The 26,558-nt window shown below is 59.8% G+C and carries 24 protein-coding genes, 1 tRNA gene and 1 pseudogene; 18 read left to right on the top strand and 8 right to left on the bottom strand.

The features are described from left to right. The first annotated feature begins 174 nt into the window (after positions 1 to 174). Positions 175 to 2,232 carry a methyl-accepting chemotaxis protein gene (locus tag P3G59_RS24315; protein ID WP_277759277.1) on the top strand — a complete coding sequence of 686 codons (2,058 nt, stop codon included), beginning with the start codon at positions 175 to 177 and terminating at the stop codon, positions 2,230 to 2,232. Here the strand turns inward: P3G59_RS24315 and P3G59_RS24320 are convergent. Beyond that, positions 2,225 to 3,127, bottom strand: coding sequence for a LysR substrate-binding domain-containing protein (locus tag P3G59_RS24320; RefSeq protein WP_277759278.1), 903 nt, complete (start codon positions 3,125 to 3,127; stop codon positions 2,225 to 2,227). The two genes, P3G59_RS24315 and P3G59_RS24320, sit on opposite strands and share 8 nt — an antisense overlap. A 226-nt stretch (positions 3,128 to 3,353) precedes the next feature. On the opposite strand from P3G59_RS24320, the gene P3G59_RS24325 reads away from it, so the two are divergent. The 6 genes from P3G59_RS24325 to P3G59_RS24350 all read left to right on the top strand — a co-directional run bounded on the left by P3G59_RS24325 (position 3,354) and on the right by P3G59_RS24350 (position 8,966). Beyond that, the gene (locus P3G59_RS24325) at positions 3,354 to 4,472 is read left to right on the top strand and encodes an ABC transporter ATP-binding protein (protein WP_277759279.1); all 1,119 of its coding nucleotides are present in this window, start codon (positions 3,354 to 3,356) and stop codon (positions 4,470 to 4,472) included. A gap of 15 nt (positions 4,473 to 4,487) precedes the next feature. Continuing rightward, positions 4,488 to 5,408, top strand: coding sequence for an ABC transporter permease (locus P3G59_RS24330; RefSeq protein WP_277759280.1), 921 nt, complete (start codon positions 4,488 to 4,490; stop codon positions 5,406 to 5,408). Next, on the top strand, positions 5,408 to 6,214 hold the full coding sequence (locus P3G59_RS24335; protein WP_277759281.1) for an ABC transporter permease: 807 nt from the start codon (positions 5,408 to 5,410) through the stop codon (positions 6,212 to 6,214). The genes P3G59_RS24330 and P3G59_RS24335 overlap by 1 nt, the downstream gene beginning before the upstream one ends. A 27-nt stretch (positions 6,215 to 6,241) precedes the next feature. Next, the gene (locus P3G59_RS24340; RefSeq protein WP_277759282.1) at positions 6,242 to 7,288 is read left to right on the top strand and encodes an extracellular solute-binding protein; all 1,047 of its coding nucleotides are present in this window, start codon (positions 6,242 to 6,244) and stop codon (positions 7,286 to 7,288) included. A 60-nt stretch (positions 7,289 to 7,348) separates the two neighbouring features. After that, positions 7,349 to 8,803: an amidase gene (locus tag P3G59_RS24345; protein WP_277759283.1), complete on the top strand. Its 1,455-nt coding sequence runs from the start codon at positions 7,349 to 7,351 to the stop codon at positions 8,801 to 8,803. An 86-nt stretch (positions 8,804 to 8,889) separates the two neighbouring features. Continuing rightward, a tRNA-Met gene (locus P3G59_RS24350) sits at positions 8,890 to 8,966 on the top strand. A gap of 68 nt (positions 8,967 to 9,034) precedes the next feature. On the opposite strand, the gene P3G59_RS24355 is transcribed toward P3G59_RS24350, so the two are convergent. Together P3G59_RS24355 and P3G59_RS24360 are read right to left on the bottom strand one after the other, a co-directional pair. Beyond that, on the bottom strand, positions 9,035 to 9,259 hold the full coding sequence (locus tag P3G59_RS24355; RefSeq protein WP_123535560.1) for a SymE family type I addiction module toxin: 225 nt from the start codon (positions 9,257 to 9,259) through the stop codon (positions 9,035 to 9,037). Between the two features lie 79 nt (positions 9,260 to 9,338). Continuing rightward, positions 9,339 to 9,731, bottom strand: coding sequence for a helix-turn-helix transcriptional regulator (locus P3G59_RS24360; RefSeq protein ID WP_277759284.1), 393 nt, complete (start codon positions 9,729 to 9,731; stop codon positions 9,339 to 9,341). Positions 9,732 to 10,095: 364 nt separating this feature from the next. Between P3G59_RS24360 and P3G59_RS24365 the strand changes: the two genes are divergently transcribed. From P3G59_RS24365 to P3G59_RS24380, 4 genes are read left to right on the top strand one after another with little or no spacing between them, the layout of a single operon-like run. Then, positions 10,096 to 11,343 (top strand): S-type pyocin domain-containing protein, encoded by a 1,248-nt coding sequence (locus P3G59_RS24365; RefSeq protein ID WP_277759285.1) that lies wholly within the window; start codon positions 10,096 to 10,098, stop codon positions 11,341 to 11,343. An 8-nt stretch (positions 11,344 to 11,351) separates the two neighbouring features. Then, a complete protein-coding gene (locus P3G59_RS24370) occupies positions 11,352 to 11,621 on the top strand; it encodes a bacteriocin immunity protein (RefSeq protein WP_277759286.1) in 270 nt (89 codons plus the stop codon). Positions 11,622 to 11,637: 16 nt separating this feature from the next. Continuing rightward, positions 11,638 to 11,907 carry a bacteriocin immunity protein gene (locus P3G59_RS24375; protein ID WP_277759287.1) on the top strand — a complete coding sequence of 90 codons (270 nt, stop codon included), beginning with the start codon at positions 11,638 to 11,640 and terminating at the stop codon, positions 11,905 to 11,907. 57 nt (positions 11,908 to 11,964) lie between these two features. Continuing rightward, on the top strand, positions 11,965 to 12,219 hold the full coding sequence (locus tag P3G59_RS24380; RefSeq protein ID WP_095190649.1) for a bacteriocin immunity protein: 255 nt from the start codon (positions 11,965 to 11,967) through the stop codon (positions 12,217 to 12,219). A 153-nt stretch (positions 12,220 to 12,372) separates the two neighbouring features. Here the strand turns inward: P3G59_RS24380 and P3G59_RS24385 are convergent, their stop codons facing one another. Beyond that, entirely contained in the window at positions 12,373 to 13,485 is a 1,113-nt protein-coding gene (locus tag P3G59_RS24385) for a DUF2817 domain-containing protein (RefSeq protein WP_277759288.1), read from the bottom strand. Positions 13,486 to 13,745: 260 nt separating this feature from the next. On the opposite strand from P3G59_RS24385, the gene ggt reads away from it, so the two are divergent. From ggt to P3G59_RS24400, 3 genes and pseudogenes are all read left to right on the top strand, one after another. Continuing rightward, positions 13,746 to 15,578: a gamma-glutamyltransferase gene (gene ggt / locus P3G59_RS24390; RefSeq protein ID WP_277759289.1), complete on the top strand. Its 1,833-nt coding sequence runs from the start codon at positions 13,746 to 13,748 to the stop codon at positions 15,576 to 15,578. Between the two features lie 401 nt (positions 15,579 to 15,979). Further along, positions 15,980 to 16,348 carry a DUF6124 family protein gene (locus tag P3G59_RS24395; protein ID WP_277759290.1) on the top strand — a complete coding sequence of 123 codons (369 nt, stop codon included), beginning with the start codon at positions 15,980 to 15,982 and terminating at the stop codon, positions 16,346 to 16,348. A gap of 101 nt (positions 16,349 to 16,449) precedes the next feature. Beyond that, a pseudogene (locus P3G59_RS24400) lies at positions 16,450 to 16,596 on the top strand (transcriptional regulator); the annotation flags it as partial. 69 nt (positions 16,597 to 16,665) lie between these two features. On the opposite strand, the gene P3G59_RS24405 reads toward P3G59_RS24400, so the two are convergent. The 4 genes from P3G59_RS24405 to P3G59_RS24420 all read right to left on the bottom strand — a co-directional run bounded on the left by P3G59_RS24405 (position 16,666) and on the right by P3G59_RS24420 (position 20,896). Continuing rightward, complete coding sequence (locus P3G59_RS24405) at positions 16,666 to 17,298, bottom strand: LysE family transporter (RefSeq protein WP_277759291.1); 633 nt, start codon at positions 17,296 to 17,298, stop codon at positions 16,666 to 16,668. 75 nt (positions 17,299 to 17,373) lie between these two features. Beyond that, positions 17,374 to 17,973 carry a flavin reductase family protein gene (locus P3G59_RS24410; RefSeq protein ID WP_277759292.1) on the bottom strand — a complete coding sequence of 200 codons (600 nt, stop codon included), beginning with the start codon at positions 17,971 to 17,973 and terminating at the stop codon, positions 17,374 to 17,376. A 176-nt stretch (positions 17,974 to 18,149) separates the two neighbouring features. Further along, the gene (locus P3G59_RS24415; RefSeq protein WP_277759293.1) at positions 18,150 to 19,466 is read right to left on the bottom strand and encodes a PAS domain-containing methyl-accepting chemotaxis protein; all 1,317 of its coding nucleotides are present in this window, start codon (positions 19,464 to 19,466) and stop codon (positions 18,150 to 18,152) included. Positions 19,467 to 19,582: 116 nt separating this feature from the next. Then, the gene (locus P3G59_RS24420; RefSeq protein ID WP_277759294.1) at positions 19,583 to 20,896 is read right to left on the bottom strand and encodes an MFS transporter; all 1,314 of its coding nucleotides are present in this window, start codon (positions 20,894 to 20,896) and stop codon (positions 19,583 to 19,585) included. A gap of 352 nt (positions 20,897 to 21,248) precedes the next feature. On the opposite strand from P3G59_RS24420, the gene P3G59_RS24425 reads away from it, so the two are divergent. From P3G59_RS24425 to P3G59_RS24440, 4 genes are all read left to right on the top strand, one after another. Continuing rightward, the gene (locus P3G59_RS24425; RefSeq protein WP_277759295.1) at positions 21,249 to 22,667 is read left to right on the top strand and encodes a TIGR00366 family protein; all 1,419 of its coding nucleotides are present in this window, start codon (positions 21,249 to 21,251) and stop codon (positions 22,665 to 22,667) included. Positions 22,668 to 22,824: 157 nt separating this feature from the next. Then, on the top strand, positions 22,825 to 24,528 hold the full coding sequence (gene acpA, locus P3G59_RS24430; RefSeq protein ID WP_277759296.1) for an acid phosphatase: 1,704 nt from the start codon (positions 22,825 to 22,827) through the stop codon (positions 24,526 to 24,528). A 119-nt stretch (positions 24,529 to 24,647) separates the two neighbouring features. Next, positions 24,648 to 25,835, top strand: a complete 1,188-nt coding sequence (locus P3G59_RS24435) for a hypothetical protein (RefSeq protein WP_277759297.1) — start codon at positions 24,648 to 24,650, stop codon at positions 25,833 to 25,835. Positions 25,836 to 26,013: 178 nt separating this feature from the next. Further along, complete coding sequence (locus P3G59_RS24440) at positions 26,014 to 26,538, top strand: SET domain-containing protein-lysine N-methyltransferase (protein ID WP_277759298.1); 525 nt, start codon at positions 26,014 to 26,016, stop codon at positions 26,536 to 26,538. The last annotated feature ends 20 nt before the right edge of the window (positions 26,539 to 26,558 follow it).

The raw sequence follows: 26,558 nt of genomic DNA on the forward strand, positions 1-26,558 counted from the left end.
CCCTTGAACGCGGCGCCCTTACAAAGGGCACCGACAATGGGAAGTTTCGCTACAGAGCCGGCCTACAGAGCGGGCGAGAGTGAACTTTCGAGGCCTTTTAGCAGGGCACAACATCAACGTCGAACGACCGCGATGCACGCCGATGGTGCGTGGTGTCCAGAGGAGTCATGGGGCATGCAGGCTTTCCTTTCACCGGGGATCAAATTGCTGGGGCGGTTTGGCTTCGCAGGTAAATTCCAGTTGTTGTTTCTGCTGTTCATTCTGCCGTTGGCCGGCAGCCTGTTGATGATCGGCCAGGACTATCGCGACAAGCTCAATCTGATCTCCGGCGAACGCGCCGGCGTGCGCCAGTTGCTCGCGCTGGATGCGCTGGACAACCTGCTCGCCGCCCAACGTGACCGCGCCGCCCGCTGGCGCGCCACGGAAACCAATCGCCAGCCGACGCCGGCCACCCTCGCCGCCATGGGCGCGTTCGACGCGGTGCAACCGGCGGTTGTGCAAGCCACTAGCGACTTGGGCAACGCCCTGAAAAACGAAGGCGCCGAAGGCGAAACCCTTACCCGCTATCAAGCGCTGCAAACCGCACTGGGTGGCCTCGACTCGAAAAGCCTCAGCAGCGTCGGTTGGTGGCCGGACGGCTACGACCGTTTCACCAACGCCCTCAGCGCCCTGCAAGCGTTACGCGAACAGATCGTCATGGACAACCGCCTGACCCTCGCGCCATGGCTGGAAACCTATCTGCTCACGCAAATCTCCACGCAACACGCGCCGGACTTGATTGAACGCGTCGGCCGCCTTGCTGCAGTCGGCCAGGCCTCAGTCGTTTCTGGCCAGTTCACCCTGCAGAGCCGTTTGCAATTGCGCGACTTGCGCAGCCGCATCGGCGATGCCCGCGAGCAACTGGTGAAAACCGCCACGCTGCTCGAAGCACGCCTGCCGAAAGATCAGCAGAGCTGGGCCAGCCAATACCACGACAGCCTGAAACGCCTCGACAGCGGCCTGAAGGTGCTCGACGACGGCGTGTTCGGTGGCAGCATCACGCTCAAGCCGGAAGACTTCGAGCGCAACCTCGATGCCCTGCTGACCGACCTCGCCGCCCTGCGCCAGCAATCGCTGGTGTCGCTGGATCAGCGCCTCGACGCCTACCACGGCTCGGCGATCCGTCAGTTCATCATCGTCGCGGCGATCTTCGGCTGCCTGCTGCTCGCGGCGCTGTACCTGTTCATCTGCCTGCAAGCCTCGATTCGTCGTAGCGCCAGCGGCATCACCCTGCTCGCCGAAGCCCTGCGCGATGGCAACCTGAGCCTGCAAGTGCCGGTGGTGGGCCGCGATGAGTTGGCGGCGATCAGCACCGCGCTCAACGTTGCCGTGGTGCAACTGCGCGCGAGCATGCTCGGTGTCGATCACGAAACCTCGCAGTTGAGCCATGCCGTACGCAGCCTCAACGAACACTCCAGCGGCGCTCTCAGCGAAGTCGAAGCGCAACAGTTGCAGATCAGCCAGATCGCCGCAGCCGCCACGCAATTGGCCGCCACCTCGCAAGGCGTCGCGCAAAGTTGCGAACAGGCCTCCGGCAGCGCCCAGCACACCCGGCGCATTGCCGCCGACAGCAGCCGCGACAGCCAGCGCACCACGGCGAGTATTCAGCAACTCAATCAACGTTTGAACGACACCGCAGCGGCGTTGGGCCGGGTCAGCGAGCAAGGCCAGCAGATTCAATTGGTGGTCGACACCATTCGTGGTGTCGCCGAGCAAACCAACCTGTTGGCGCTTAACGCCGCCATCGAAGCCGCACGCGCCGGAGAACAGGGACGTGGCTTTGCCGTGGTCGCCGACGAAGTGCGCAGCCTGTCGCAACGCACACAATCGTCTACCGCGCAGATCGCTGGCACAGTCGACAGCTTGCGCGCCACGGTCAACGAAGCCGTGAGTTTGATGGAAGCCGCGTGCGGTCAGGCGCAAACCGATGCCGAGTCGGTCACCGGTCTCGGTGAGCGCCTGGGCGAAATCGCCAGCGCCGTGCAGAGCGTCACCGATACGTTGGCGCAGATCGCCACGGCAGTGGAGGAACAGGCCAGCACCGCCGATGAAGTCAGCGGCAATATCCAGCAGGTCGATCAGGCGGCGGTCCGTTTGCTTGAAGGCGCACGGGCGGTGAATCTTGCCGCAGACACCCTCAGCCAAGGCAGCAAGGCGCTGAGTGACAACACCGCGCGCTTCCGCCTCAGTTGATCACGGCCTCGGGGAAGTCCGTTTCCAGTTCGGCCTTGAGCCATTGAATAAACCACGCCACGTCCGCCGAGAGCTCGGCGGACGGCGTCAGCACGCGATAACTCTCAAGCTTCACCTGGGCGTCGACTGCGCGCACCAGTGTGCCGCTGGCCAGTTCATGCCGCACCAGCACTTCGTTGGCCAGTGCGATGCCCTGCCCGCTCTCGGCGACTGACAGCGCGTGGTCATTGTTGACGTAGAGCATGTCGGAATTGAGATGGATATCGAGGTCGTGCGCGGCGAACCACAGGTTCCACCATTCGCCATCATCGACATGGATCAGTTCGTGGCTGACCAGATCGGCCGGGCTGTTGATCGGTGCGACGCTGGCCAGATACGCCGGCGTGCAGATCGGAAAAACCCGTGGGCAAATCAGCGCTTCCCGTGAGTCGGCATATTGCCCGTCGAGGCCATAGACGATGCCGAGATCCGCGCTTTTGCCATCCACTTCGGTGAAGGTCGAATTCGGCTCGATCGCCAGTTTCAATCCCGGCCGCAGATGGCGCAGCGCTTCGATGCGTGGCATCAACCAGCGCTTGGCGAAACCCGGCACCACCATGATCCGCAACCAGCGCTCGGCATCTTTCGGCCGCGCCTCCTTGCCCGCCTCGATGATCAACTGCAATGCGGCGCTGATCTTGCGGTGGTACTTCTCCCCCGCCGGCGTCAGGTTGACCCCGCGCGAGGTGCGCTCGAACAGTTGAATGCCCAACCAGTCCTCAAGCAATTTCACATGGCGGCCAATTGCAGGCTGGGTCACGTGCAAGGCTTTCGAGGCTTCGACGTAGCTGCCCAAACGGGCGGCGGCATCAAAGGCACGCACCGCGTTGAGCGGCGGCAAACGGTGGTCGGGCATGATTCCTGGCACCTTCGGCTGTTAAATTAACTAACACCTGCCATGTTTAAATTGAAGTGTCGCGCCGCGCAACCCCTGGCTGATAATCGAGCCACAGCAGAACAAAAAAACAGCTGGTTTCACACCCGAACGCAATCTCGATCCTGCCCAAAAAAATAATATCCATGGCCCGACGGCAACGCTTTGCAAAGCGAGTCGCAGGCGATGGGGGAATCGGAGGTAACGCATGAATGCCCTGCATTCGCTGCAAACGCTGGCGGTCTCGATCCGCTCAGTGCGCAAGGTTTACGGTGATCCGCAGACCGGTCCGGTGGCGCTGAAAAGCATCGACCTGGACATCCGCGACAACGAATTCTTCACCCTTCTCGGCCCGTCCGGCTGCGGCAAGACCACGCTGCTGCGGATGATCGCCGGCTTCGAATTTCCCACTGAAGGCGAGATCCTGCTCTACGGCGAAAACATCGCTGATCGCCCGCCGTTCCAGCGCCCGGTCAACACGGTGTTCCAGCATTACGCGCTGTTCCCGCACATGACCATCGCCGAGAACCTGGCTTTCGGTCTTGAATCGCACCCGATGGGCAAAATCCTCACCAAGGCGCAAATCGCCGAGCGCGTACGCGAGATGCTGGCGCTGGTGCAGATGGAACGTTTCGCCAATCGCAAACCGGCGCAACTGTCGGGCGGCCAGCAACAACGTGTCGCTCTCGCCCGCGCTTTGGCACCGCATCCAAAAGTGCTGCTGCTCGATGAACCGCTTTCCGCGCTCGACCTCAAGCTGCGTCAGGCGATGCGCGAAGAGTTGAAAACCATCCAGGCCAAGACCGGCATCACCTTCATCTTCGTCACCCACGATCAGGAAGAAGCGCTGACCATGTCCGACCGCATCGCCGTGTTGTCCGAAGGCGAAGTGCAGCAGGTTGGCCGTCCGGAAGACATCTACGAACGGCCGCGCAATCGCTTCGTCGCCGATTTCATTGGCGAAACCAATTTCATCGAAGGCACCGTCACTCGTGTGGAAGACGGTCAGGCATGGTTCGCCGGCCCGGCGGGTCATCCGCTGCCGGCACAGCCGTGCAGCGATGTGCAGGTCGGCGCCAACGTTACGTTGTCGGTACGCCCCGAGCGCCTGCATCTGCTGCCGGCCAACAGCGAAAACGCGCTGCCGTGCCGGATCGAAGCGCAGATCTATCTCGGCACCGACCTGCAATATCAGGTCAGCCTCAGCGACGGTTCGCGCCTCACCGTGCGCACGCCCAACTGCGTCGACCAGAGCCTGCGCTTTGCCGTCGGCTCCCAGGCCGGTCTGTTGTTCGACCGGGGAAGCGCCAGCGTCCTGCACGATTGAGCCGGAGGAATTGCCATGCATGCCTTACCGATTGCCAACACGCTGGAACGCCGCAAGGCCTTCCAGAGTTTCCTCGGGGTCAGCCCGGCGCTGATCGCCATCTGTTTGTTTTTGGTGGTGCCGATCCTCATCGTCATCGGCTATTCGCTGATGGAGGCCAACCCCTATGGCGGGGTCAACAAAGTCTTCAGCAGTGACGCCTACACCTCGCTGCTGTTCGAGCGGCAACTGGACGACAGCCTCGCGTTTGCCGACTCGTATTTGCTCATCGCTTTGCGCTCGATCGGCATTGCCGGGCTGACCACGATCATCACGTTGCTGATCGGTTTTCCGGTGGCGGTGTGGCTGGCGATGCAACCGGCGCATCGACGTGGTTTGCTGATCTTTCTGATCACCGTGCCGTTCTGGGCCAACCTGTTGATTCGCACCTACGCGTGGATTTTGCTCCTGCGTAACACCGGAGTGATCAACAACAGCCTGATGGGCATGGGCGTTATCCATGAACCGTTGCAGCTGTTGTACACCGACGGCGCGGTGCTGCTGGGGCTGGTTTACACCTACGCGCCGTTCGTGGTGCTGCCGATTTACGCGACGCTGGAAAAGATGGATATCCGCCTGCTCGAAGCGGCGCAGGATCTCTACGCCGGACGTGTGCGCACGTTACGCAAAGTGGTTTTGCCAATCGCCAAACCGGGGATTCTGGCCGGCGCCATCCTCACCTTCGTGCCATGCCTGGGCGCGATGATCGCCCCGGAACTGCTCGGCGGCGGCACGCGAATGATGCTCGGCAATCTGATCTTCCGGCAGTTCAGCGATGCGCGTAACTGGCCATTTGGCGCAGCGCTGTCGCTGGTGCTGATGGCCGCGGTGATGCTGGTGTTGACCGTTTATGCCCTGCGCGCCGAACGCCAGCGCATCGCCAAAGGAGGTGCGTGATGATCGGAATATTCAAACGCAAAGGGCTGGGCGTGCAGGACTTTCCCGGTTTCGGCGGCTTCAGTTTTCTGTTCTATCTGTACCTCTACGCGCCGATCGTGGTGCTGGTGGTGTTCTCGTTCAACGCCAACCAATCGGCGACGGTGTGGACCGGTTTCAGCCTCGACTGGTACCGCGCCGCGTTCGCCAATCAGGCTTTGCGCCAGGCCGCCGGCAACAGCCTGTTGATCGCGGTGTGCGCGAGCATGATCGCCACGGCGATTGCCACCCTCGCCGCTCTCGGCACCTCGCGCGGCGCCAAGTTCAAGGGCCTGCAATTGTCGATGGGCGCAATCATGTTGCCGCTGGTGCTGCCGGAAATTGTCGTCGGTGTGGCGACGCTCGCATTGTTCTCAACCATCGGTCTGTCCCTGGGTTACGGCAACCTGATCATTGCGCACACGGTGTTCTGCATTCCCTTTGCTTACCTGCCGATTCGGGCGCGACTGAACGATATGGACCTGTCGCTGGAGCAAGCCTCGTCCGACCTCTACGCCGGCCCGTGGCGGACCTTTCGCAAAGTGACCTTGCCGCTGCTGATGCCGGGGATTTTCTCCGGGCTGATGCTGGCCTTCATCGTCTCGCTGGATAACTTCGTGATCTCGATGATGGTCTCGCAGGCCGGCACGACAACGCTGCCGATTTTCATTTTCGGCCTGCTACGGATGGGCGTGACACCCGACGTCAACGCCGTGTCGACGCTGATCCTCGGCGTCTCGGTGCTGTTCGTCAGCCTCTCTTACCTGTTGGGCAAAAAGAACGCCTGAACCTTCTACGACCTGTGGGGAAATAGCATGAGCAAGTGGATAAAAAGCATCGGCACTTCGTTGTTCCTGACATTGCCGCTGAGCATGGCCGCGAGTGTTCAGGCCGCCGAGAAACTCAACGTGGTGAGCTGGAGCGGCTACTTTTCGCCGGAGATTCTCGCCAAGTTCCAGAAGCAGACCGGCATCGAAGTCACCGTCGATTCCTACGATTCCAACGAGACCTTGTTGGCGAAATTGAAACAGGGCGGTGCAGGTTATGACGTGGCGATTCCGTCGCACCAGTTCGTGCCGATCCTGATCAAGGAAAACCTGCTGGAGCGTTTCGACCCGGTCAAGGAACCCTACTACGCCAGCGTTGTGGATAACCTGAAAAAACCGAGCTGGGATCCGGAAGGCGCGTATTCGGTGCCGTTCATCTGGGGCACCACCAGCGTTGTGCTGGACTCCGCGCGCTACAAAGGCCCGGCCGACAGCTACAAGGTTTTGTATGAGCCGCCGACCGAGTTGCAGGGGCGCATCAACATGTTCGACTCGGTCAGCGACATGGTCGACATGGCCAGCCTGTACCTGAACATTCCGCTGTGCAGCGAAGACCCGAAACAGATGCAACAAGTGCTGACGCTGCTCAAAGCGCAGAAGCCGTTCGTGAAAACCTACAGCTCCAAGGCCGGCTCGATACGCGAGAACCTCGCCTCGGGTGAAATCGACATGTCGATGTTCTGGGGCGGCTCGTCGATGCGTGCCCGCGAGATGAAACCGACGCTGAAATATCTCTACCCGAAAGAAGGCGTGCTGGCCTGGGTCGACAACATGGTCATCCCCACCGGCAGCAAGAATCCGGCGAATGCCAAGGCGTTTATTGCCTTCCTCAGCCAACCGGAAAACTCGGCGATGACGCAGAACTTCCTCAAGCACCAGAGCCCAATCAAAGGTGTCGAACCGTTCCTCGATGCAGCGCTCAAGGATGCGCCGGAACTGCACATTCCCGAAGGCACCAATGTGGTATTCAGCAAGACCTGCGGCGAAGGCGCGATCCGTCTCGCTGATCGTCTCTGGACCAACCTGATGCGTTGATCTCTATCGCCCCGTCACACTGGCGGGGCGTTTTTCCAGCCGTCTGAAAGGCCGCTTGCAATGAACTCTAATAACATCAGCGAACTGGTCCTGTTGCAGGCCCACGAGCTCGCCGACCGCATCCGCCTGCGCCAGGTGTCCTGCCGGGAAGTGATGCAGACTTATCTTGCCCATATCGAACGTTTCAACCCCCTGGTGAATGCGCTGATCAGCCTGCAGTCACCGGAACATCTGCTGGCTCAGGCCGATGAGCGCGATGCCGAACTGGCGCGTGGCGAATACCGGGGCTGGATGCATGGCTTACCGCACGCGATCAAGGATCTGTCGCTGACCCAAGGCATTCGCACCACGCTGGGTTCACCGCTGTACAAGGATTTTGTGCCTGAGCGCGACGGCATCATGGTCGAGCGGATCAAGGCAGCCGGCGCGATCATTATCGGCAAGACCAACACCCCGGAATTCGGCCTCGGTTCGCAAAGCTACAACCCGTTGTTTGGTGCCACAGGCTGCGCTTTTGATTCGAGCAAAACCGCGGGTGGCAGTAGCGGTGGCGCAGCGGCCGCACTGGCGATGCATCTGGTGCCGGTGGCCGATGGCAGCGACATGATGGGGTCGCTGCGTAATCCGGCGGCGTTCAACAACATCTTTGGCTTTCGCCCGTCGCAGGGGCGTGTGCCGTTTGATGACAGTGCTGATTTGTTTTTCGATCAGTTGGGTTACGAAGGGCCGATGGCGCGCAGCGTGAGGGATGCAGCATTGCTGTTGTCGGTGCAGGCGGGTGGCGATGCGCGGGCGCCGCTGTCCATTGCTGAATCCGGTGAGGCGTTTGCGGCGCCGTTGGAGCGGGATTTCAAAGGCACGCGGCTGGGCTGGCTGGGGGACTTCAACGGGTATCTGCCGATGGAGCAAGGCGTGCTGTCGCTGTGTGAGAAGACCTTTGCCGATTTTGAGAGCCTTGGCTGTCACGTGGAGTCGGTGGAGCCTGGGTTCGCGCCTGAGCGGCTTTGGAACAGTTGGCGGACGTTGCGGCACTGGATGGTCGCGGGGTCTTTGGGCGCAACCTATGCCGATCCGCAGAAACGCGCGTTGCTGAAACCGGAAGCGATCTGGGAAGTGGAAAACGGTCTGAAGCTTTCGGCCAGCGAAGTGTTCGCCGCGTCCGTGGTGCGCAGCGATTGGTATCGGGCGATTTCTCGGTTGTTCGAACACTACGATTACCTGCTGCTGCCCAGTGCCCAGGTCTTCCCGTTCGATAAAACCCAGCCGTGGCCGACGTCGATTGAGGGCGTGGCGATGGACACGTATCACCGCTGGATGGAGGTGGTCATCCCCGGCACGCTGTCGGGTTGCCCGGTCGCCAACGTTCAGGCGGGATTCAATCCAAACGGTTTACCGATGGGCCTGCAAATCATCGGCAAGCACCAGGCCGACTTCGCTGTCCTGCAATTGGCGCATGCGTATGAACAGGTCAGCCGCTGGTTCCAGCGCTACCCTTCGCCACTGCTGAGCCAGTGATTTTGATAAACGGTTGAAAGCGTAGAAAAAATTTTTAAATTTACGCTTGACGCTTTCCCATTTCAGGGGAATAATGCGCGCCACTTGGCTACATAGCTCAGTTGGTTAGAGCATAGCATTCATAATGCTGGGGTCCGGGGTTCAAGTCCCTGTGTAGCCACCAAGTACTAAAAACGGCTTACCGAAAGGTAGGCCGTTTTTTTATGCCTCGAGAAAAGTCTCGGTGATCTGTTATTCCGCGGTAATCACCAGACACCCCTTCATCACCCGGACTTTGACGTTCTCGTTTACCTCGAATCCTGCCTGCCGTAACCACAGGCCACGTAGCCTGATCCAGGGCACCGGTTTGGCGGGGCTGTAGGTTTTTTCCTTGGTGTGGACCGGGTAAAAGTCTGCGGCGATTTTCAACCGGCGTTCAGTGATGGGGGTTGATGACGTATGATTTGTTTTAGCCATGATTAGCTCCAGTTTAGCTGCTTGTGGTTAGCGGGGCCAAGGTGTTGGTGCACCTTGGTTCCGCGTTCTTTGGGTTACTTCAAACTTCTTTTTCTTCGTCGCTCCCTTTGTTCGCTGCCTGTGCAATCAGGGCGTCGAGCATCTGCGCAATAACCTTTTGTTGAACCTTCGAAAGCTCATTGATGGACTGCAGCCGTCGATACCACGTCGAGGTCAAACTGCGTCTGGGCGTCTCCCTGTACGAGGGAACCCCGAGCAGGTCTTCAACAGGCACGCGCAGCGCAAATGCCATCTTCACCAGTGTCGTGACCGGCATGCTGCGCGTACCCTCCTCGTAGCCCTGAAAGGTCTGCCGGGAAAGACCTAAAGCCCGTGCAAACCGAGTCTGTGTAATCTCGTGCACTGTGCGTAGGTGAGCAATGCGACTGCCCATCGCCACCAGAAAATCGCGATCCTCATTGGAAATGCTCATGACAATGGCCGACTGGAAATAGAGTTGAATGGCAACGGACTCATCCTTTTCATCTGAAATCCATCCTGGAAAAAAACGATAGAAACCATCCTCAAGTAAAGGCGCGTAAGTTGTCGACCTGAAAAGTCTGTAGGAGAAATGCAGTCTGCTCCGCCATCCAAACCGAAAGACTACAAGCGCAAAACCCCGCTGTTTCATCTGAATCAATCGACCCAGAAGCAGCCGTAGGAAACGGGTGCGATTCAAGTGCGAATTGGATTTTTCGTAAAATCTCGCGCCTGAAACTCACCCCATCGGTTTGCCCGAATCCCCCATCGACCGACAAGCTTCCCTGGCTCGATTCAAAGCCATACAGGGAGTTGGCATGGCTCGATTCAAATCTCTTTTCGATGAAGATTGGCCTTGGAAACGTCCGAGATGGAACGGCTCGTGGGCCGCTTGGAATCCGCCTCCCCCTCCGGAGCCGGTGTACGTCGAAAAGGATGAATGGCCAACGCCCAAGCCTCGCGAAGATCAGGTGTTCGCCAAGTCCTGCACTGTGGATAACTGGTGCCGAACGGACGCCGGTACGGCACCCGAACCCGCTAGCAACTTCGGCAAGATCATGGTTGCGGGTGCCATGCTCTTTCCCTCCGCCAGCACCGCTGTCGCGACGGCAATAGGTGCCGATCTCGCCTTGGGCCGCTTGGCCGGCGGCGGGATTCTGCAACAACGCCTCAACTGGGCCATTCGCGGCGCTGCTGGGCCGGCCAGCGTGTTCATCCTCGGGATGCTGCCGACCCGAATGGGCGACGGCACGCTGCATACCGATGAACAGCTGCGCCGCATGAGCCGCGCCGCCACTCGTGTGCGCTTCCAGTTCCGGCGTGATGCCGAAGGCGCCATGCAGATTTACGGCATCCACTCCGGCGCCTCGGGCGATGACTCGGTGCGTACCGTCAAAGTCGAGTGGAACAGCGACAAGACTGCGATGGAGGCCAAGCTCAACGGCATTACGATTTTGTGGACGCCGCAACGCGGGCCACTGGGATCAATGCCGCCGCTGGTCTATCCCGAACACGGCGAGCAACTGAACACGATCCTTGTTCATCCGATTCCCGAGAACACTGATAGCCAGATAGAAGGCTTGCCGGGCGAGGACATTACTGCCGAGGATTGTATTCTCGTGTTCCCGGCAGAGACTGGGTTGAAGTCGCTGTATGTGGTGTTTTCGAAACCGGCCAGATTGACGCCGGGCACGGTGACGGGGGTTGGGGAGGATGTATCCGGCGTCTGGTTGGAACATGCCCGGACGGGATCTGGCGCACCAATCCCAACCACTATTGCTGATTCACTGAGAGGGCGCGAATACTCTACTTTTGATTCATTCAGACGAGCCTTCTGGACCGCGGTCTCGAGAGATGGTGCGGTAGCTGGGCAGGTTAGCGATGACAGCTTGGAACGTATGCGCAACGGGAAGGCGCCGCGAGCTCGCTTGATGGATGCTGCGGGCAAGAGGATCTCTCACGAGATTCACCACGTGGAATTGATATCCGAAGGCGGCGAGGTCTATGACGTTGATAACCTGCGGATCCACACGCCAAAAAATCACGTCGAAATACACCAAGAATAGGGAACAGCATGAACGATCCATTCATCAAACCCAGCTTTTCGGACTACACCGAACAAGACTTCGTTGAATTCGTGGACGAGATTAGAAAAGAAGATAAGGCGCCCACTGATGAGCGTGCAGATGTTTTAGTGCGGCACTTCAACTCGATTGTTGGACATCCAAGCGGGATGGACCTTATTTACTATCCAGAACCCGGAGCTGACACATCGTCCACTGGTATAGCTCGTACAGTTGCAGCATGGCGTGCAGCCAACGAACTGCCTGGTTTCAAGCAATAGGCATCGAACGCAAAATATGATCTCTCCTTTTACCAAAAACAGTATTTCGGAGTACACCGAGGCAGAATTTCTGCGTTTTATGCAGGAGATTCGAACAGCCAATAAAAATGCTTCTGACGATGTGCTTGACCCGATGTTAGATCACTTTTGCAGCATCACGGAACATCCAGATGGAACTGATTTGATCTACTACCCAGAAGATGGGGCGGACAACTCCAACGAAGCAATCACCGAAACCGTGAAAAAGTGGCGAGCCGCGAATGGACTTCCGGGCTTCAAGCAATAAGCACCCGGGCTCTAATGACCCCGAAGCAAGATGCAAATGTTCACAGGGAAGATAGAAATGGTTACTGGACAAAGCCTTTCGGATTACACAGAACAAGAGTTCATTGAACTGCTTGAGCGCATCATGGGAAACGATGAAACCGAGGAGGAAGAAAGCAGACTCGTCTTTCACTTCAATTCTATTTGCGGACATCCCGAAGGATCCGATTTGATTTTCTATCCGCCAGTGGATACCGATGATTCTGCAGAAGGCATCAACGAAACCTTGAAGAAGTGGCGTGCCGCGAATGGACTGCCCGGATTTAAGCAATAAGCGCTTTTTATCCCTCGAGACAACACCGAACCCGTGGCGAAGGGATTTATCCCCGATGGGGTGCGAAGCGCCCCCTCCTCTTCATTGAAAATGAATGGGACTGCTGCGCAGCCCATCGGGGATAAATCCCCTCGCAACAGGACTCTGGCAGACCTAATCGGGATTCTCTGCCGACAGTGCCGCCAAACCCTTCGCCCAAATCTGCCGAGTCCGCAACCCCACCATCGCCCGCCAATCCGGATCCGCCGGATAAAACTGCTCCAGCAGATTCAACTTGATCCCCCGCCCCGTCGCATCCAGCGGATCGCCATGCAGAAGCAGCCAATGATCATCACGCAAATGCCGATGCACGTCTGGCCCCGGATACGTTCCGCACTCGATCACGAATGGCATCAATTGCACGTCCGGTAAAGCATTGAGCAATGCTTGCGAGGTGTAACCGGTAGCCGTCGCCGCCACTCCAGTTTCGCTCAAGGTGTCGGCGCCCGTGTGCAGCGTATAAAGCCATGGGCCGTGGATCGCTTGGGCTTGCGCCAGTGCCGGATAAGGCGCCTGGGTGATGGTGAGCAACATCGGATGACCGTATTCGCCGGCGCCGGTGTGCAGGTCGAAGCACATTACGGTTTCAGCGCCAGCCAGATGCGCGTCGATGATTTGATGCAAGGTGCGATTCGACCAACTCGGCGCGCGACCACCGTAAAACAGTCCGTCGGGATGGCTGTGCTGACCGCCCTCGACAATCGACATCACCGCCGGCCAGCCGTGTTCGTTGATTTGCGCATCGAGCAAGGCATCGGCGCGTTGGCGCTCGGGGCCGTTCAAGTCGCTGCACGCATAGATTTCATGCAGTGCGGCGTAAGCGCGGTTTTCCGGCAACGGCCCGGTGAAATCGAGGTGATTGCGGTTGAGGTCGATGTTGTCTTCGTTGACTCGCCGCAACCACGCGGTGCCCCATGGGTTGATCAGGTGAACCATGATTACCGCAACATCCTTGGGCAGTGAGCCGGGTTCGAAGGTTTTCAGCCATTCGATCTGACAGTCCGAACCGTAATAGCCCTCGACGCCGTGCGTGCCGCTGAGCGCTACCAAGCGACGCTTGGCCTGCGGATCGCCGAGCACGGCGACGTCGGTGCTCAGCGGTTCACCGAATGGCCCACAGCGCGGATGCGCGTAGGAGGTGAGCGTGGCGCCAGCGGCATTGGCGGCGGCCAGAAACTGTTCGCGTTGGGCGCGGTAGCTGGACTCGGTGGGGAACTCGTTGTGCATATCGGTCTCTTGTTGATCTCGTAATTGTGGGAGTGAGCTTGCTCGCGATAGCGTCATCACATCCAACATCATTGCTGACTGACCCACCGCTATCGCGAGCAGGCTCACTCCTACAAGGGGACGTGTGCGATCGGTCGATTGCGGTTGACCCTAGCGAACATCCGCCCCGAAAAGAAAGACAAAAATGCCCACCGGTTTGCGTCGCGACCGAGCGGTCGATAAAGTCCCTCAGACTTTTATCCCACGGACGGAGAGCCCGCGTGTTTTCAGCCTTGCCCTTGAGCCGCTTTCGCCTGCCAGCCCTGACGCTGATCATCAGCGCCCTGACCCTCACCGCGTGCAACGCCCCGCCCTCCTCGACCTTGCCGCTGGCACCGGAAGCTGCCTCCGGTTACCGCACCGATCTGCAAACTCGCCACGCCAACAAACACATGGCAGCGGCTGCCAATCCACTGGCTGCTGAAGCCGGTCGGGAGATGCTGCGTCAGGGCGGTTCGGCGATTGATGCGGCGATTGCGATGCAAGCGGTATTGACGCTGGTTGAGCCGCAATCGTCCGGGATCGGCGGCGGCGCGATGATCGTGCTGTGGGACGGCAAACAGGTGCGCACGTATGACGGCCGCGAAACCGCACCGGCCGGCGCGACCGAGAAACTGTTCTTGCGCGCCGATGGCCAACCGATGTCGTTCCCGCAAGCGCAGATCGGTGGGCGTTCGGTCGGCACGCCTGGCGTGTTGCGCGCGCTGGAGATGGCGCACCAACAACACGGTCGCCTGCCGTGGGCGAAGCTGTTCGAGCCAGCGATCAAACTGGCCGAGCAAGGCTTTGCGATCTCCCCGCGTTTGTACTCGCTGCTGGAATCAGATCCAGTCATCCGCCAGTCGCCTGATATGGCCAAGTACTTCCTCAGTGCCGATGGCAGCGTCAAAGCCGTCGGCACGCGTCTGCAAAACCCGGCATTGGCGGCAGTGCTCAAACGCATCGCCAATGAAGGTGCGGACGCGTTGTACAAAGGCCCGATCGCCGAAGAAATCGTTGCCAAAGTTCAGGGCCACGCCAACCCCGGCAGCCTGTCGCTGAATGACCTTCAAGGTTACAAAGCCAAAGAACGCGCGCCGCTGTGCACCGATTACAAACGCTGGCAGGTCTGTGGCATGCCGCCGCCGTCGTCGGGGGGGATCGCCGTGGCGCAGATTCTCGGTACGTTGCAGGCGCTGGAAACCCGCGATCCACGTCTTTCCCTGACACCGCTCAAACCGTTGAAAACCGACAAACCGGCAGGCATCGAACCCGATCCACAAGCTGTGCATTTGATCGCTGAAGCCGAACGTCTGGCCTACGCCGACCGCGCGCAATACGTCGCCGACACCGATTTCGTGCCAGTGCCGGTCAAAGGTCTGGTCGATCCAGGTTATCTGGCGAGCCGCGCCAGCCTGATCGGCGAACGCAGCATGGGCAGCGCCAAACCGGGCACGCCGCCGGGTGTGCAGGTGGCCTACGCGCCAGACCGCTCGCCGCTGCGCATCTCCACCTCGCAGGTTGTCGCGGTGGATGACCTCGGTGGCGCCGTGTCGATGACCACCACCATCGAAGCAGCATTCGGCTCGCACCTGATGGTTCAGGGCTTTCTGCTGAACAACCAGATGACCGATTTCTCGTTCATCCCCGAAGAGAACGGCCAGAAAGTCGCCAACCGCGTCGAGCCGGGCAAACGCCCGCGCTCGTCGATGGCGCCGACGCTGATCTTCGACCGCAACAGCGGCGAATTCCTCGCCAGCGTCGGCTCGCCGGGCGGTTCACAGATCATCGAATACGTGGCGAAAACCACCGTCGGCCTGCTCGACTGGAACCTCGACCCACAAAGCGCCATCAGCCTGCCCAACTTCGGCAGCCGCAATGGCCCGACCGAACTGGAACAAGGCCAGTTCAGCCCGGCGCTGATTCAGGCGCTGAAAGACAAAGGGCATGCGGTGAATGAAATCGACATGACCAGCGGCACCCAGGCCATCGTGCGAGTCAAGGATGCGCAGGGGAAAGCGTCGTTGGCGGGTGGTGCGGATCCACGGCGTGAAGGGGAAGCGTTGGGGGACTGAGGCCAGGACGCAAAGAGAAAAGGCTTACCATGAGGCAGGCCTTTTGTTTAGCACACTGCGTATTTCAAATCGGGATGTTTAAAAGCTGCGAGGCAAACAGAGAACCGTCCCACAAGGTTTTCAGGTTGTCCGTCGGACGTCCGCTCTCTAGCCTGTGCTCGTCGCTGCCAATTCAGTGACCGGGCCTGGAAACCCGTGTGGTTTGAGAGCGCACGAACGCCATTCATAACGTATCCTTGCGCACCTTCATGGTGTGCACTCCGTTATGGCGGCTGTGCGCGGGAGACCTTCGGGTCTGCCGGGGTCGCTCTCTGCCCGGGTTTCCAGCCTGCGTACAGCTGCCACCCATTCGCGTGGAAACCGAATGGGTCAGCTGCAACCTTTCTAGAGAGAGAAGCACCATGAAAAAGCCAACACCCAATCCCCCCGAAACAAACACCGACCCAACTTCTCCTTACGCCTCCATCGACAGCAAAAAACTCCACGAAGCGGCCGACCGCGCCCTCGACCACTACCTCAAACCGGCCGCCCACCTTATGGCGTCCAATCGCCCCTACGAACCGATGTACCTCGCCAACCCGGTGTACGACACCGAATCCCTGCTGGCCAATGCCAGCGAAACGTTGGGTTCGGTCACCGAGATGCTCAACAACTTCGCCGCCGTGCTCGATACCTCGCACCGCAAGACCGCGCTGGGCATCGCGCAAATCGTCATGCTGAGTGAGCTGGCGGTGAATCAGGCGCTGGATAACGTTCAGCCAACTGCGTAATTACTGCGACGCATAAAAAATCCGATGCTTTTAGGGGCATCGGATTTACTTACAGCCAAGGTCAAGCGAGCGATCACGACAGGCCTGAAATGGAGTGGCCCGTGAACATTCGTACAATTCATAACGAAGCGGACTACCGTGCGGCGCTCAAAATCGTGTCTGCACTTTTCGACAGCGAGCCAGAACCTGGCTCTCCTGAAGGTTATTATTTCGACGAGTTGGTCACGCTCATCGAAACCTTTGAAGCAAATCTGCTCCAGCGCTCGCTGGAGAAATGCCCAGGTTGAAAGACGCTGAAAATGCAGCCTCTTTCAGAATTAGCGATTAGCCACCAGATGCGCACCAAACAACAGATAGCAACCGCCCGCCAACCGATCCAGCCACTGTCGCGACCGCTCGTAAACTCCGGCAACACGTCGGCTGGCAAAGAACAGCGCCACGCTGCAATACCAACTGAACGACAGAGTCGCCATGGTCAGCACCGCCAGTGCCAGCAACAGTGGCGGGATGTGAGCCGGCATGGCGGTGGCGAAGATGGTGGCGACGAACAGTGCCGATTTTGGATTGGTCATGTTGCCCAGAAAGCCCCGCCCGTAAGCGCCCAGCAACGTCTGCTCCGAGCTATCGAGCGTCCCGGAAACGATCGGCGCCTTGCGCTTGAACTGCTTGAGCCCGAGGTAGATCAGGTAACAGCCGCCGGCAATCTTGAAGCTCAGGTATAGCGTCGGCGCGGCACTGAACAGCGACTGGATGCCCAAACCGCCCGCCAACCCCCACAACACCGTGCCGCTGGCGACGCCGAGCGCCGCGACGACGCCATGTCGGCGAGAGTGGCTGACCGCCAGTTGCGCGATGTTGAAGAAGTTCGGGCCGGGCGTGACCACGGCCACCGTCCACAACAGGGCCAGCGACAGCAACGGCGCCAGATAACTCGATAGGGAAAGATCCATGGGGCATGCGCCTGATCGGTTCGACGATGCCCTCTACCTTGCAACATCCGGCAATGTTTTGCCATCGACAGCCATTCAGACCGCTAACGTCTTACCCACCACCGCATCGCCAATCTTCAGGAAATGCCCGCCCGCCACGTGGTGCAAGGTGCGCAAACCGTCATGCCCTTCGAAATGCCAGCGCCCGTCGCTGAACACGCGTTCATCGGCGTGGGCGGCGATGACTTCGGCGAGGAACAGGTCGTATTGCTCGTGGTTGCGCGGCTCCGGCAGCAAGCGGCATTCAAGCCAGGCGACGCAACCGTCGAGCAGCGGTGCTTCGACTTGTTCGCCGGCAAACGTCTGCAGGCCATACGCCTGAAATTTGTCCTGGCCCTGGGTCTGGGTAATGTCCAGGCCCGACGTATTGCCCACGGTTTGCACGATGTCGGCCTGATTGACGCACGGGACGTTGAGCACGAAGGTGCCGGACGCTTCGAGCAGTTGGCGGGTCCAGGTGGATTTATCGAGAACGACGGCGACTTTCGGTGGCTCGAAATCCAGCGGCATGGCCCACGCTGCAGCCATGATGTTGCGCTGACCATCGTGGGCGGCGCTGACCAGTACGGTCGGCCCGTGATTGAGTAAACGGTAGGCTTTGTTCAGGGGCACCGGGCGGCGGTGGGAATCGCTCATGGGATCTGCTCCGGGGGAAAAGGAGCCGATTGTAGCGCCAGCACTGAAGTACAGGCAGGTGAAAACTCTGTAGGAGCTGCGGCACGCTGCGATCTTTTGATCTAGAACCTGATCTTTAAAATCAAAAGATCGCAGCCTCGTTTCACTCGTCAGCTCCTACCGGGGTTGTGTGCAGGTCAGTGAGTCAGTTGGTTGGCGAACTGGCCGACGGCATTGACGACTTTTTGCGCACCGTCCTGAATCTCCACGATTACCGTGCCCGCCTCTGCCGCCAGCGCCAGGCCTTGTTCGGCCTGGAGCTTGCCATCGGTCATCAGCGCCACGGCGTTGCGCGCCATTTCCTGGTTCTGCCGCACCACGCCAACGATCTCGTCAGTCGCCTGACTGGTACGCGATGCCAACTGCCGCACCTCGTCCGCCACCACGGCAAAACCGCGCCCCTGCTCGCCGGCACGGGCCGCTTCGATTGCGGCGTTGAGCGCCAGCAGGTTGGTCTGTTCGGCGATGCCGCTGATGGTTTTGACGATGGTGCCGATCACCAGCGACTGCTCGTTCAGCGCCTCGATGCCTTCACCGGCGGTTTGCATGTGCTTCGACAAGTCTCGCATCACATTGACCGCTTCGGTCACCACGGTCGTACCGCGCTGGGCGGTGCTGTCGGTTTGCTGCGAGGTGCTGTAGGCAATGTTGGCCGCCTCGGCGACGGCTTGCTCGCGGTTGACCTGATCGGTAATCACCGTGGCGAACTTCACCACTTTGTACAGTTTGTCGTTGGCATCGACCACCGGGTTGTAGGACGCCTCCAGCCACACCGTACGACCATGGCTGTCGACACGTTTGAAGCGGTCAGCGACGAACTCGCCATTATTCAGACGACGCCAGAAGTTCTGGTACTCGGCGCTGTTGTACTCCTCCGGCGAGCAGAACATGCGGTGATGTTTGCCCTTGATCTGCGCCAGGCTGTAACCCATGCCACTGAGGAAGCGATCGTTGGCATTCAACACATTGCCGTTGAGGTCGAACTCGATCACCGCGGTCGAACGCACCAACGCGCCGATCAGGTTTTCGTGTTCACGGGAGGCTTCAATGGTGCGGGTCAGGTCGCTGGCGAACAGCGAAATGTGCTTGATGCGCCCATCCGAAGAACGCACCGGTTGCACGATCGAACGCAGCCACGCTTCTTCACCATTGCCGCGCAACAGGCGCACGGCACCGGCGAAATGCTCGCCGCGGTTCATGGCGTTTTTGAAGCGGTGATGAAACTCGTCGGACTTCACATGCGCCGGGACGATGTCTTCAATCGCCCGACCGATCAGGTCCTGACTCTTGTAGAGCATCTCGGTGAGGAAGTTCTGGTTGACCGACTGAATGCGCCCGTCGGGCTCAAGGTTCAGCACCAGCATCTCGCTTTCCAGGCTTTCCTTCACTTGCACAAGGCTGGAGAGTTCTTCACGAAGAGCGGCCAGCTCTTGCTTCAGGCGTTTGTTGAACATGGGGAAGTACCGATGGGCAGGATAGAAAGCGGGATGCAGCCTAGCCATCGGCCTTGAAAAACTTTTCTGAAGAGCGCTTGCGACTCGTCAGTCAAAAATAGTTCGGGTCGGCAAAGTCACGCAGCTCCGGCCACCTGACACTGTTCCGAACGCGGCATGCGCGCGCCAAAATACGCCGCCGTCAGGAGGCCCACCACGCCCATCACCGCGCAGAACATCACACAAATCCACGGGCTCCACGGCATCAGACCGATCAGCAGCAACGGTGTGATGCTGGCCCACGCGGCGTAGGCAATGTTGTAGGTGAACGATATGCCTGACGCGCGAATGCGCGCAGGGAACAAGCCGACCATCACCGACGGCACCGCACCGACCACACCGCACGCCAGACCGGCGACGGCGTAAGCCGGGCCAACCCAATCGCCGCCCATGATCAAACAGCCATACAGCACGCCGATGCCCAGCGGCAGCAGCAGGCTATACAGCATGACCGTGCGCCACGCGCCAATTCGGTCGACCAGCAATCCGGCAATCACGCAGCCTATATTGAGAAACACAATGCCCAATGCGCTGAGGGCGAAGGTGTGGCTGGCGGTCATGCCGAAGGTTTTCTGCATCATGGTCGGCGTAATCACCACGAAGACCACCACGGCCGAAGTCAGCACGCAGGTCAGCAGCATTGCCGGCAACATCGCCAGTCGATGCTCGCGCAGAACGGTGCGCAAGGGCAGTTCGACCCGTGCCTCGCGCTGCGCTTCCATGGCCATGAACACCGGGGTTTCGCTCAGCCAGCGGCGCAGATAAATGCCGATCACACCAAAGACGCCACCGAGCAGGAACGGATAGCGCCAGGCGTAATCGAGGATCTCCGCCGGAGTGAAGACTTGAGCGAGGAACGTCGCGGTCAATGCGCCGATCAGGTAACCGAAGGTGAGCCCTGCCTGCAAAAAGCCCAGGGCATAACCGCGATGGCCGGCTGGCGCGTGCTCAGCGACGAACACCCAGGCGCTCGGCACCTCACCGCCGACCGCGGCACCTTGCAGAATGCGCAGCGCCAGCAACAACAACGGCGCGAAATAACCGATCTGTGCATAAGTCGGCATGATGCCGATCAGCAGGCACGGCAGTGCCATCATCAAGATGCTCAGGCTGAAGACTTTCTTGCGCCCCATTCGGTCAGCGAAGTGCGCCATCAGGATTCCGCCCAGCGGCCGCGCCAGGTAACCGGTGACGAAAATCCCGAAGCTTTGCAGCAGGCGCAGCCATTCAGGCATTTCCGGCGGGAAGAACAACTGGCTGAGGGTCAGGGCGAAGAACACGAAGATGATGAAATCGTAGATTTCCAGCGCGCCGCCCAGGGCCGCAAGGCCGAGGGTCTTGTAGTCGGAGCGGCTGAACGGCGCAGGTTTGGCCGGGGATTGGGCAGTCATGGCAAAGAACTCGGAAACAGGCAAAAAACCAAGGCGCCCATGGTCTACGCAAATGGGCAGATGGACAACCCGTTAGACCATAGTCATGGTTTGGCAAAAGCTGCTCACAAAACTGCGGCGCTTGATTTACTGTTTATGCCTGTCCAGCGGGACGACACCAACGCCGGCCACCCGCAGTGAACCCCATGTGGGAGCGAGCCTGCTCGCGAAAGCGTCAGTTCAGGCAACCCCGATGTTGAATGTGCCGACCTCTTCGCGAGCAGGCTCGCTCCCACAGGGAATCTCTGCGATGTCGAGATGGGCGATTGTCTCCGCGGACCACAATAACCATAAAAAATCCGAGGTATTCCCTGTGGCCGTTGATATCGAAGATAGCCGCTCTGCGCGCTTTGCCCTGCGCTGTTCAAGTTTCGCCGAACGCTGGTTTCCCGACTCCTGGGTGTTCGCCGCGTTGGCGGTGATCATTGTCGCCCTGGCCACGCTGGCCATGGGCGCCAAACCCACCGATGCCGCCATGGCCTTCGGTGACGGCTTCTGGAGCCTGATTCCGTTCACCATGCAGATGGCTTTCGTGGTGATCGGCGGTTACGTGGTCGCCAGTTCGCCGCCCGCGGTAAAACTGATTGATCGCCTGGCACGCATCCCGAAAAACGGCCGCTCCGCCGTGGCCTGGGTCGCGCTGATCTCGATGGTCGCCTCGTTGCTCAATTGGGGTCTGTCACTGGTGTTCGGCGGGTTGCTGGTCCGCGCCCTCGCCCGCCGCACCGACCTGAAAATGGATTACCGCGCCGCCGGTGCTGCGGCTTATCTGGGCCTCGGCGCGGTTTGGGCGCTGGGTCTGTCGTCGTCGGCTGCGCAATTGCAGGCCAACCCCGCCAGCCTGCCGCCGTCGATCCTGTCGATCACGGGAGTGATTCCGTTCACCGAAACGATTTTTCTCTGGCAATCCGGCGTCATGCTGCTGGCGCTGATCGTGGTCTCGATCATCATCGCCTACGCCACCGCCCCCGGGCCAAACTCGGCGCGCGACGCCAAGGCCTGCGGCATCGACCCGGCCTTCAACCTGCCCCCGCTGCAGCCGCGCACGCGGCCGGGCGAATGGCTGGAACACAGTCCGCTGCTGATCATCGTGCTGGTGCTGCTGGCGGCGGGATGGCTGTTCCATGAGTTCTCGACCAAACCGGCGATCACCGCGATTTCCGGGCTCAATACTTACAACTTCCTGTTCATCATGCTCGGCGCACTGCTGCATTGGCGTCCGCGCAGTTTCCTCGATGCCGTGGCCCGTGCGGTGCCGACCACCACCGGCGTGTTGATTCAGTTCCCGCTGTATGGCTCGATTGCCGCGCTGATGACCACGGTCAAAGGCGCGGATGCGCAAACGCTGGCGCACCACATCTCGACATTCTTCGTCAGCATCGCCTCCCACGACACCTATGCGCTGTTGATGGGCGTGTATTCGGCGATTCTCGGTTTCTTCATTCCGTCGGGTGGCGGCAAGTGGATCATCGAAGCGCCGTACGTGATGCAGGTCGCCAATGACCTGCAATACCACCTCGGCTGGGCGGTGCAGATCTACAACGCGGCTGAAGCGCTGCCGAACCTGATCAACCCGTTCTACATGCTGCCGCTGCTCGGCGTACTCGGACTGAAGGCGCGGGATCTGATCGGGTTCTCGTTCGTGCAATTGCTGGTGCACACGCCGCTGGTGCTGGTTTTGCTGTGGGCGTTGGGGACGACATTGGCGTATACGCCGCCGGTGATGCCGTAAAACTGATCTGAGAGGCTAAGTCATTCCCCTGTGGGAGACAGCCTGCTGGCTCCCACCGTTGTTTCACGGCCACCTTAAGTTGTAACCCAACCGTCACATCTCCTTGCTAGCGTCCGCCCGAAACATACTGAAACATTTAAGCAAAACGGGCTGAGACATGAGCGACGATACAACCGGCATCGACATACCCTCTTCCGCTGATTCCGATACCCCCACCGACACCAGTCGCCGCCGCTTTCTCGGCGGCGTCGCGGTGCTTGGTGTGGGTGCGACACTGGCCGGGTGTGGCAGCGCCAGCGATCAGCCGGGCAAACCTGTGGAGCGCCCGCTGACGCCAGCCGAGCTGGACAAGGCCCTGCGCGACCAAGTGAAAACCGTGGTGGTGATCTACGCCGAGAACCGCAGTTTCAACAACCTGTTCGGTGATTTCCCCGGTGTCGAAAAACCACTGGCAGCGCTCAAGCCCGGCGACTATCAACAACGTGATCGCGACGGCTCGTTGCTGCAAACCCTGCCGCCCGTCTGGGGCGGTGTGCTGCAGATCGGCCCGCAAACCCTCGATGGCGTGACCTATCCGAGCGCCACGCAGTTTCAGGAAAACCTGCCCAATGCACCGTTCGCCCTCAAAGGCCCGAATGGCGAGGACTTGCCGTTCGGCCTGGTAACGCGCGATCTGTGGCACGTGTTTTACCAGAACCAGATGCAGATCAATGGCGGCAAGAATGACGGTTTCGTGGCCTGGGCCGATTCCGGTGGCTTGACCATGGGCCACTACGCCCAGAGCCGCTATTCCCTGCGTCTGTGGGACGTGGCTCAGGAGTTCGTGCTGTGCGACAACTTCTTTCAGGGCGCCTTCGGTGGTTCGTTCCTCAACCACCAGTACCTGATCAGCGCCACCGCGCCGTTCTATCCAGACGCGGCCAATTCAGTGGCCAAGTCGCAGATCGCCGCGCTGCAAAGCGACGATCCGGCTGATCCGCGCCTCAAACCGCTGGAACAATCGCCGGCCAGTGCCATGAGCGGCCCGCCGCAGTTCGGCCCGAGTGCGCTGACCCCGGACGGCTTCGGCGTCAACACCCTCGCCCCGCCCTATTGGCCCACATGGATTCGCGACCCCGAGCGCCCGGCGTATTCCAAAGCGGATCTGCCTAACGTCATGGTGCCGCAGACCCACGAACACATCGGCGACAAGCTGTCGAAAAAGAACATTGATTGGGCGTGGTATGCCGGCGCGTGGCAAGCGACGCTGGATCAGTACAAGGATTCTGGCGGTATCCCGAAAATCCCCAACTTTCAGTACCACCATCAGCCGTTCAACTACTTCAAGCAGCAGGGCCCGGAGAACCCCGCCGAGCGCAATAAACGCCTGCGCGATGCAGGCCTGGGGGATGAGTCGAGCAGCAACAAATTCTTCGCCGATGCCGAAGCCGGCAAGCTGCCGGCGGTGAGTTTCTACAAACCCCAAGGCAACCTGAACATGCACGCCGGTTACGCCGACGTGGCCTCCGGGGATCGGCACATCGTGCGCGCGTTGAAAGTGCTGCGCGAAAGTCCGCAATGGAAAAACATGGTGGTCATCGTCACGGTCGACGAGAACGGCGGCTGGTGGGATCACGTCGCCCCGCCCAAGGGCGACCGCTGGGGGCCAGGCTCCCGGGTTCCAGCGCTGGTGGTGTCGCCGTTCGCGCGCAAAGGCACGGTGGATCACACGGTTTACGACACCGCGTCAATCCTGCGGTTGATCACCCGCGTCTTCCAGTTGGAGACCCTCGACGGCCTCAAACAACGGGACGATGCGATGATCGCCCGGGGTCAGCAACCCATGGGTGATCTGACCAACACCCTGCATTTTCAGCTCTGAGAACACGCCCTGTGAGTTTGCGCAAAAATCTGCCAATGACGGCTTCTCTGTCAAACGCGGCTGATCCACTATGAGGCGCCCCCGATACGCGGGGAACCCACGCTGAAAAGGATCTGAGCATGTTCAAACTCGCAGGATTAACCTCCCTGACACTGGCCGTCGCCGCGCTCACGCTGAGTGCGACCGCCCACGCCGATGTCGATCTGAAACTGGGCAGCAGCGAACGCGTCACCCGCCTCTTCGCTTATCCCAACAACTGCAACGTGATCTGTTACCGCAACTGGACGCTGGAACAGACCGTCGCCCATTACCTGAGCCAAAGCGTGCAACGCGATGGCTACAAGGATGCCAAGGTGCTGGTGAAGGACGATAACGGCCAGATCTACGCCGAAATCACCGGCGTGCCGAAGGATTACGACAAACCCCTGTCGGCACTGCTCGACGCCGGTGATCTGGCCTATAACGGCGCCAGCAAACTCAACGCCGACGGCAAATGGGCCTACAGCTGGTATTTGTTCCTGCCACTGGGCATGGCCCTGGAAAACCGTAAAAGTGTCGAGCTGCTGCACTTTCCGCCGGATTACTCGCTGACCCAGGCCCAGGATTATCTGCGTTCGAACACCACCGATCGCTGGGCCACGCTGCTGACCGACAATGGCATTGCCGCCGAGCAGACGCCGGCCTATCAAACCATCATCGACATCGCCCCGATCGCCGCGCCGTCCAATGCCGGCAGTGATCTGGAAGGCGTGTATGACTATTTCAAGGACTACCAGACCACGCTGGTCAAACAGTTCAGCCAGACCGCCAGCGGCACAACGCTGCCGATGGTCGCATTCGGCGCGCCGGTGCGTAACTGGATCAAGCAGCAATACGGGCCGACCGTGAATGTCTTGGGTCTGGCGACTATCAGCCCGAGCGAAGGTGTGAACGTGCCGGTGCTGGGTTCTAACCACCCGAGTTACATCTGGTACGCCGCCGACCCGAAGAGTTACACCGGCGACGATGCACAGGCGAAGGCTGATGCAGCAGGCCTGAAAGTCATGGGTCAGGATTTGAGTGCCGCCTGCTGGCAGGCAGGGATGGGCAGCAAACCCGGCAGCGATGCGCAGGCTACCCTCAGCAGTTGCACACAAACGTGGCAGGTCACGCAGAAAGTCAAAACCTGCGAGCTGTTTTACACCTCGATCCGCAACTTGACCCCGGAACAGGCTGCCGCCAAGTGCGCGACCACCCCGATCAAGGCCCAACTGAAGCAACTGCAGGCACCGCTGCCAGCCACCGCCGTCCCCGCCCCGCATCTGTAATGGCTCGAGACGTTCCCGTGTCAGCCAATGCTGACGCGGGAAAACGTCTAATTCGCCTGTCATATCTGACAGTAGACCGGCTATACCTAATAAGACACGATTGGATCCACCGAAAGCGTTGTTGTATTGACAGGACGTCAACCCAGGGAAGTCGCAAAGCCTTGCGACAAGGACTGTTATGAATAGCCATGCCATGGCGCAATCGGCGCCACGCGATACAGAAGGCATTTACCCCTTCGCCGGTCTTCCCGTGCGACTGGGTTTTCCAGCCAGTGCCGATTTTGAAATCATCCACGATGAGTACGGCACCCCGGTGGCGGTGACAGCGCGGCGCGAATTCCTGCACACCCAGCGAATGTGCCGGGTGTCAGGGCAATTGCTGCCCTATCGCTGCCGACAGACCCGGCAACTGCTGACGGGCATCCACATTTACGACCCGCGCTTCTGCGGATTGATCGAACACGCGTGCGACCCCAACGTATTTCTCGACATGAGCGAGTTATGGCTGTGGGCGCTGAAAGATATCCACAGCGGGGAACGGTTGACCATGGACTACGCCGCCACCGAAGACAAACTGTCGCACCAGTTCGCCTGCGGTTGCGGTTCCTCACGGTGCCGCGGGTGGATCACCGGTTTCGACGAACCACCCAGCCTCGAAGGCCAGCGCTTTCTACAGCGCTGGCGGCATTGCGGCTTGCGCTGAAAGGCGCGTTGAAAAGCGGA

Source organism: Pseudomonas sp. A34-9 (assembly GCF_029543085.1).
GTDB lineage: Bacteria > Pseudomonadota > Gammaproteobacteria > Pseudomonadales > Pseudomonadaceae > Aquipseudomonas.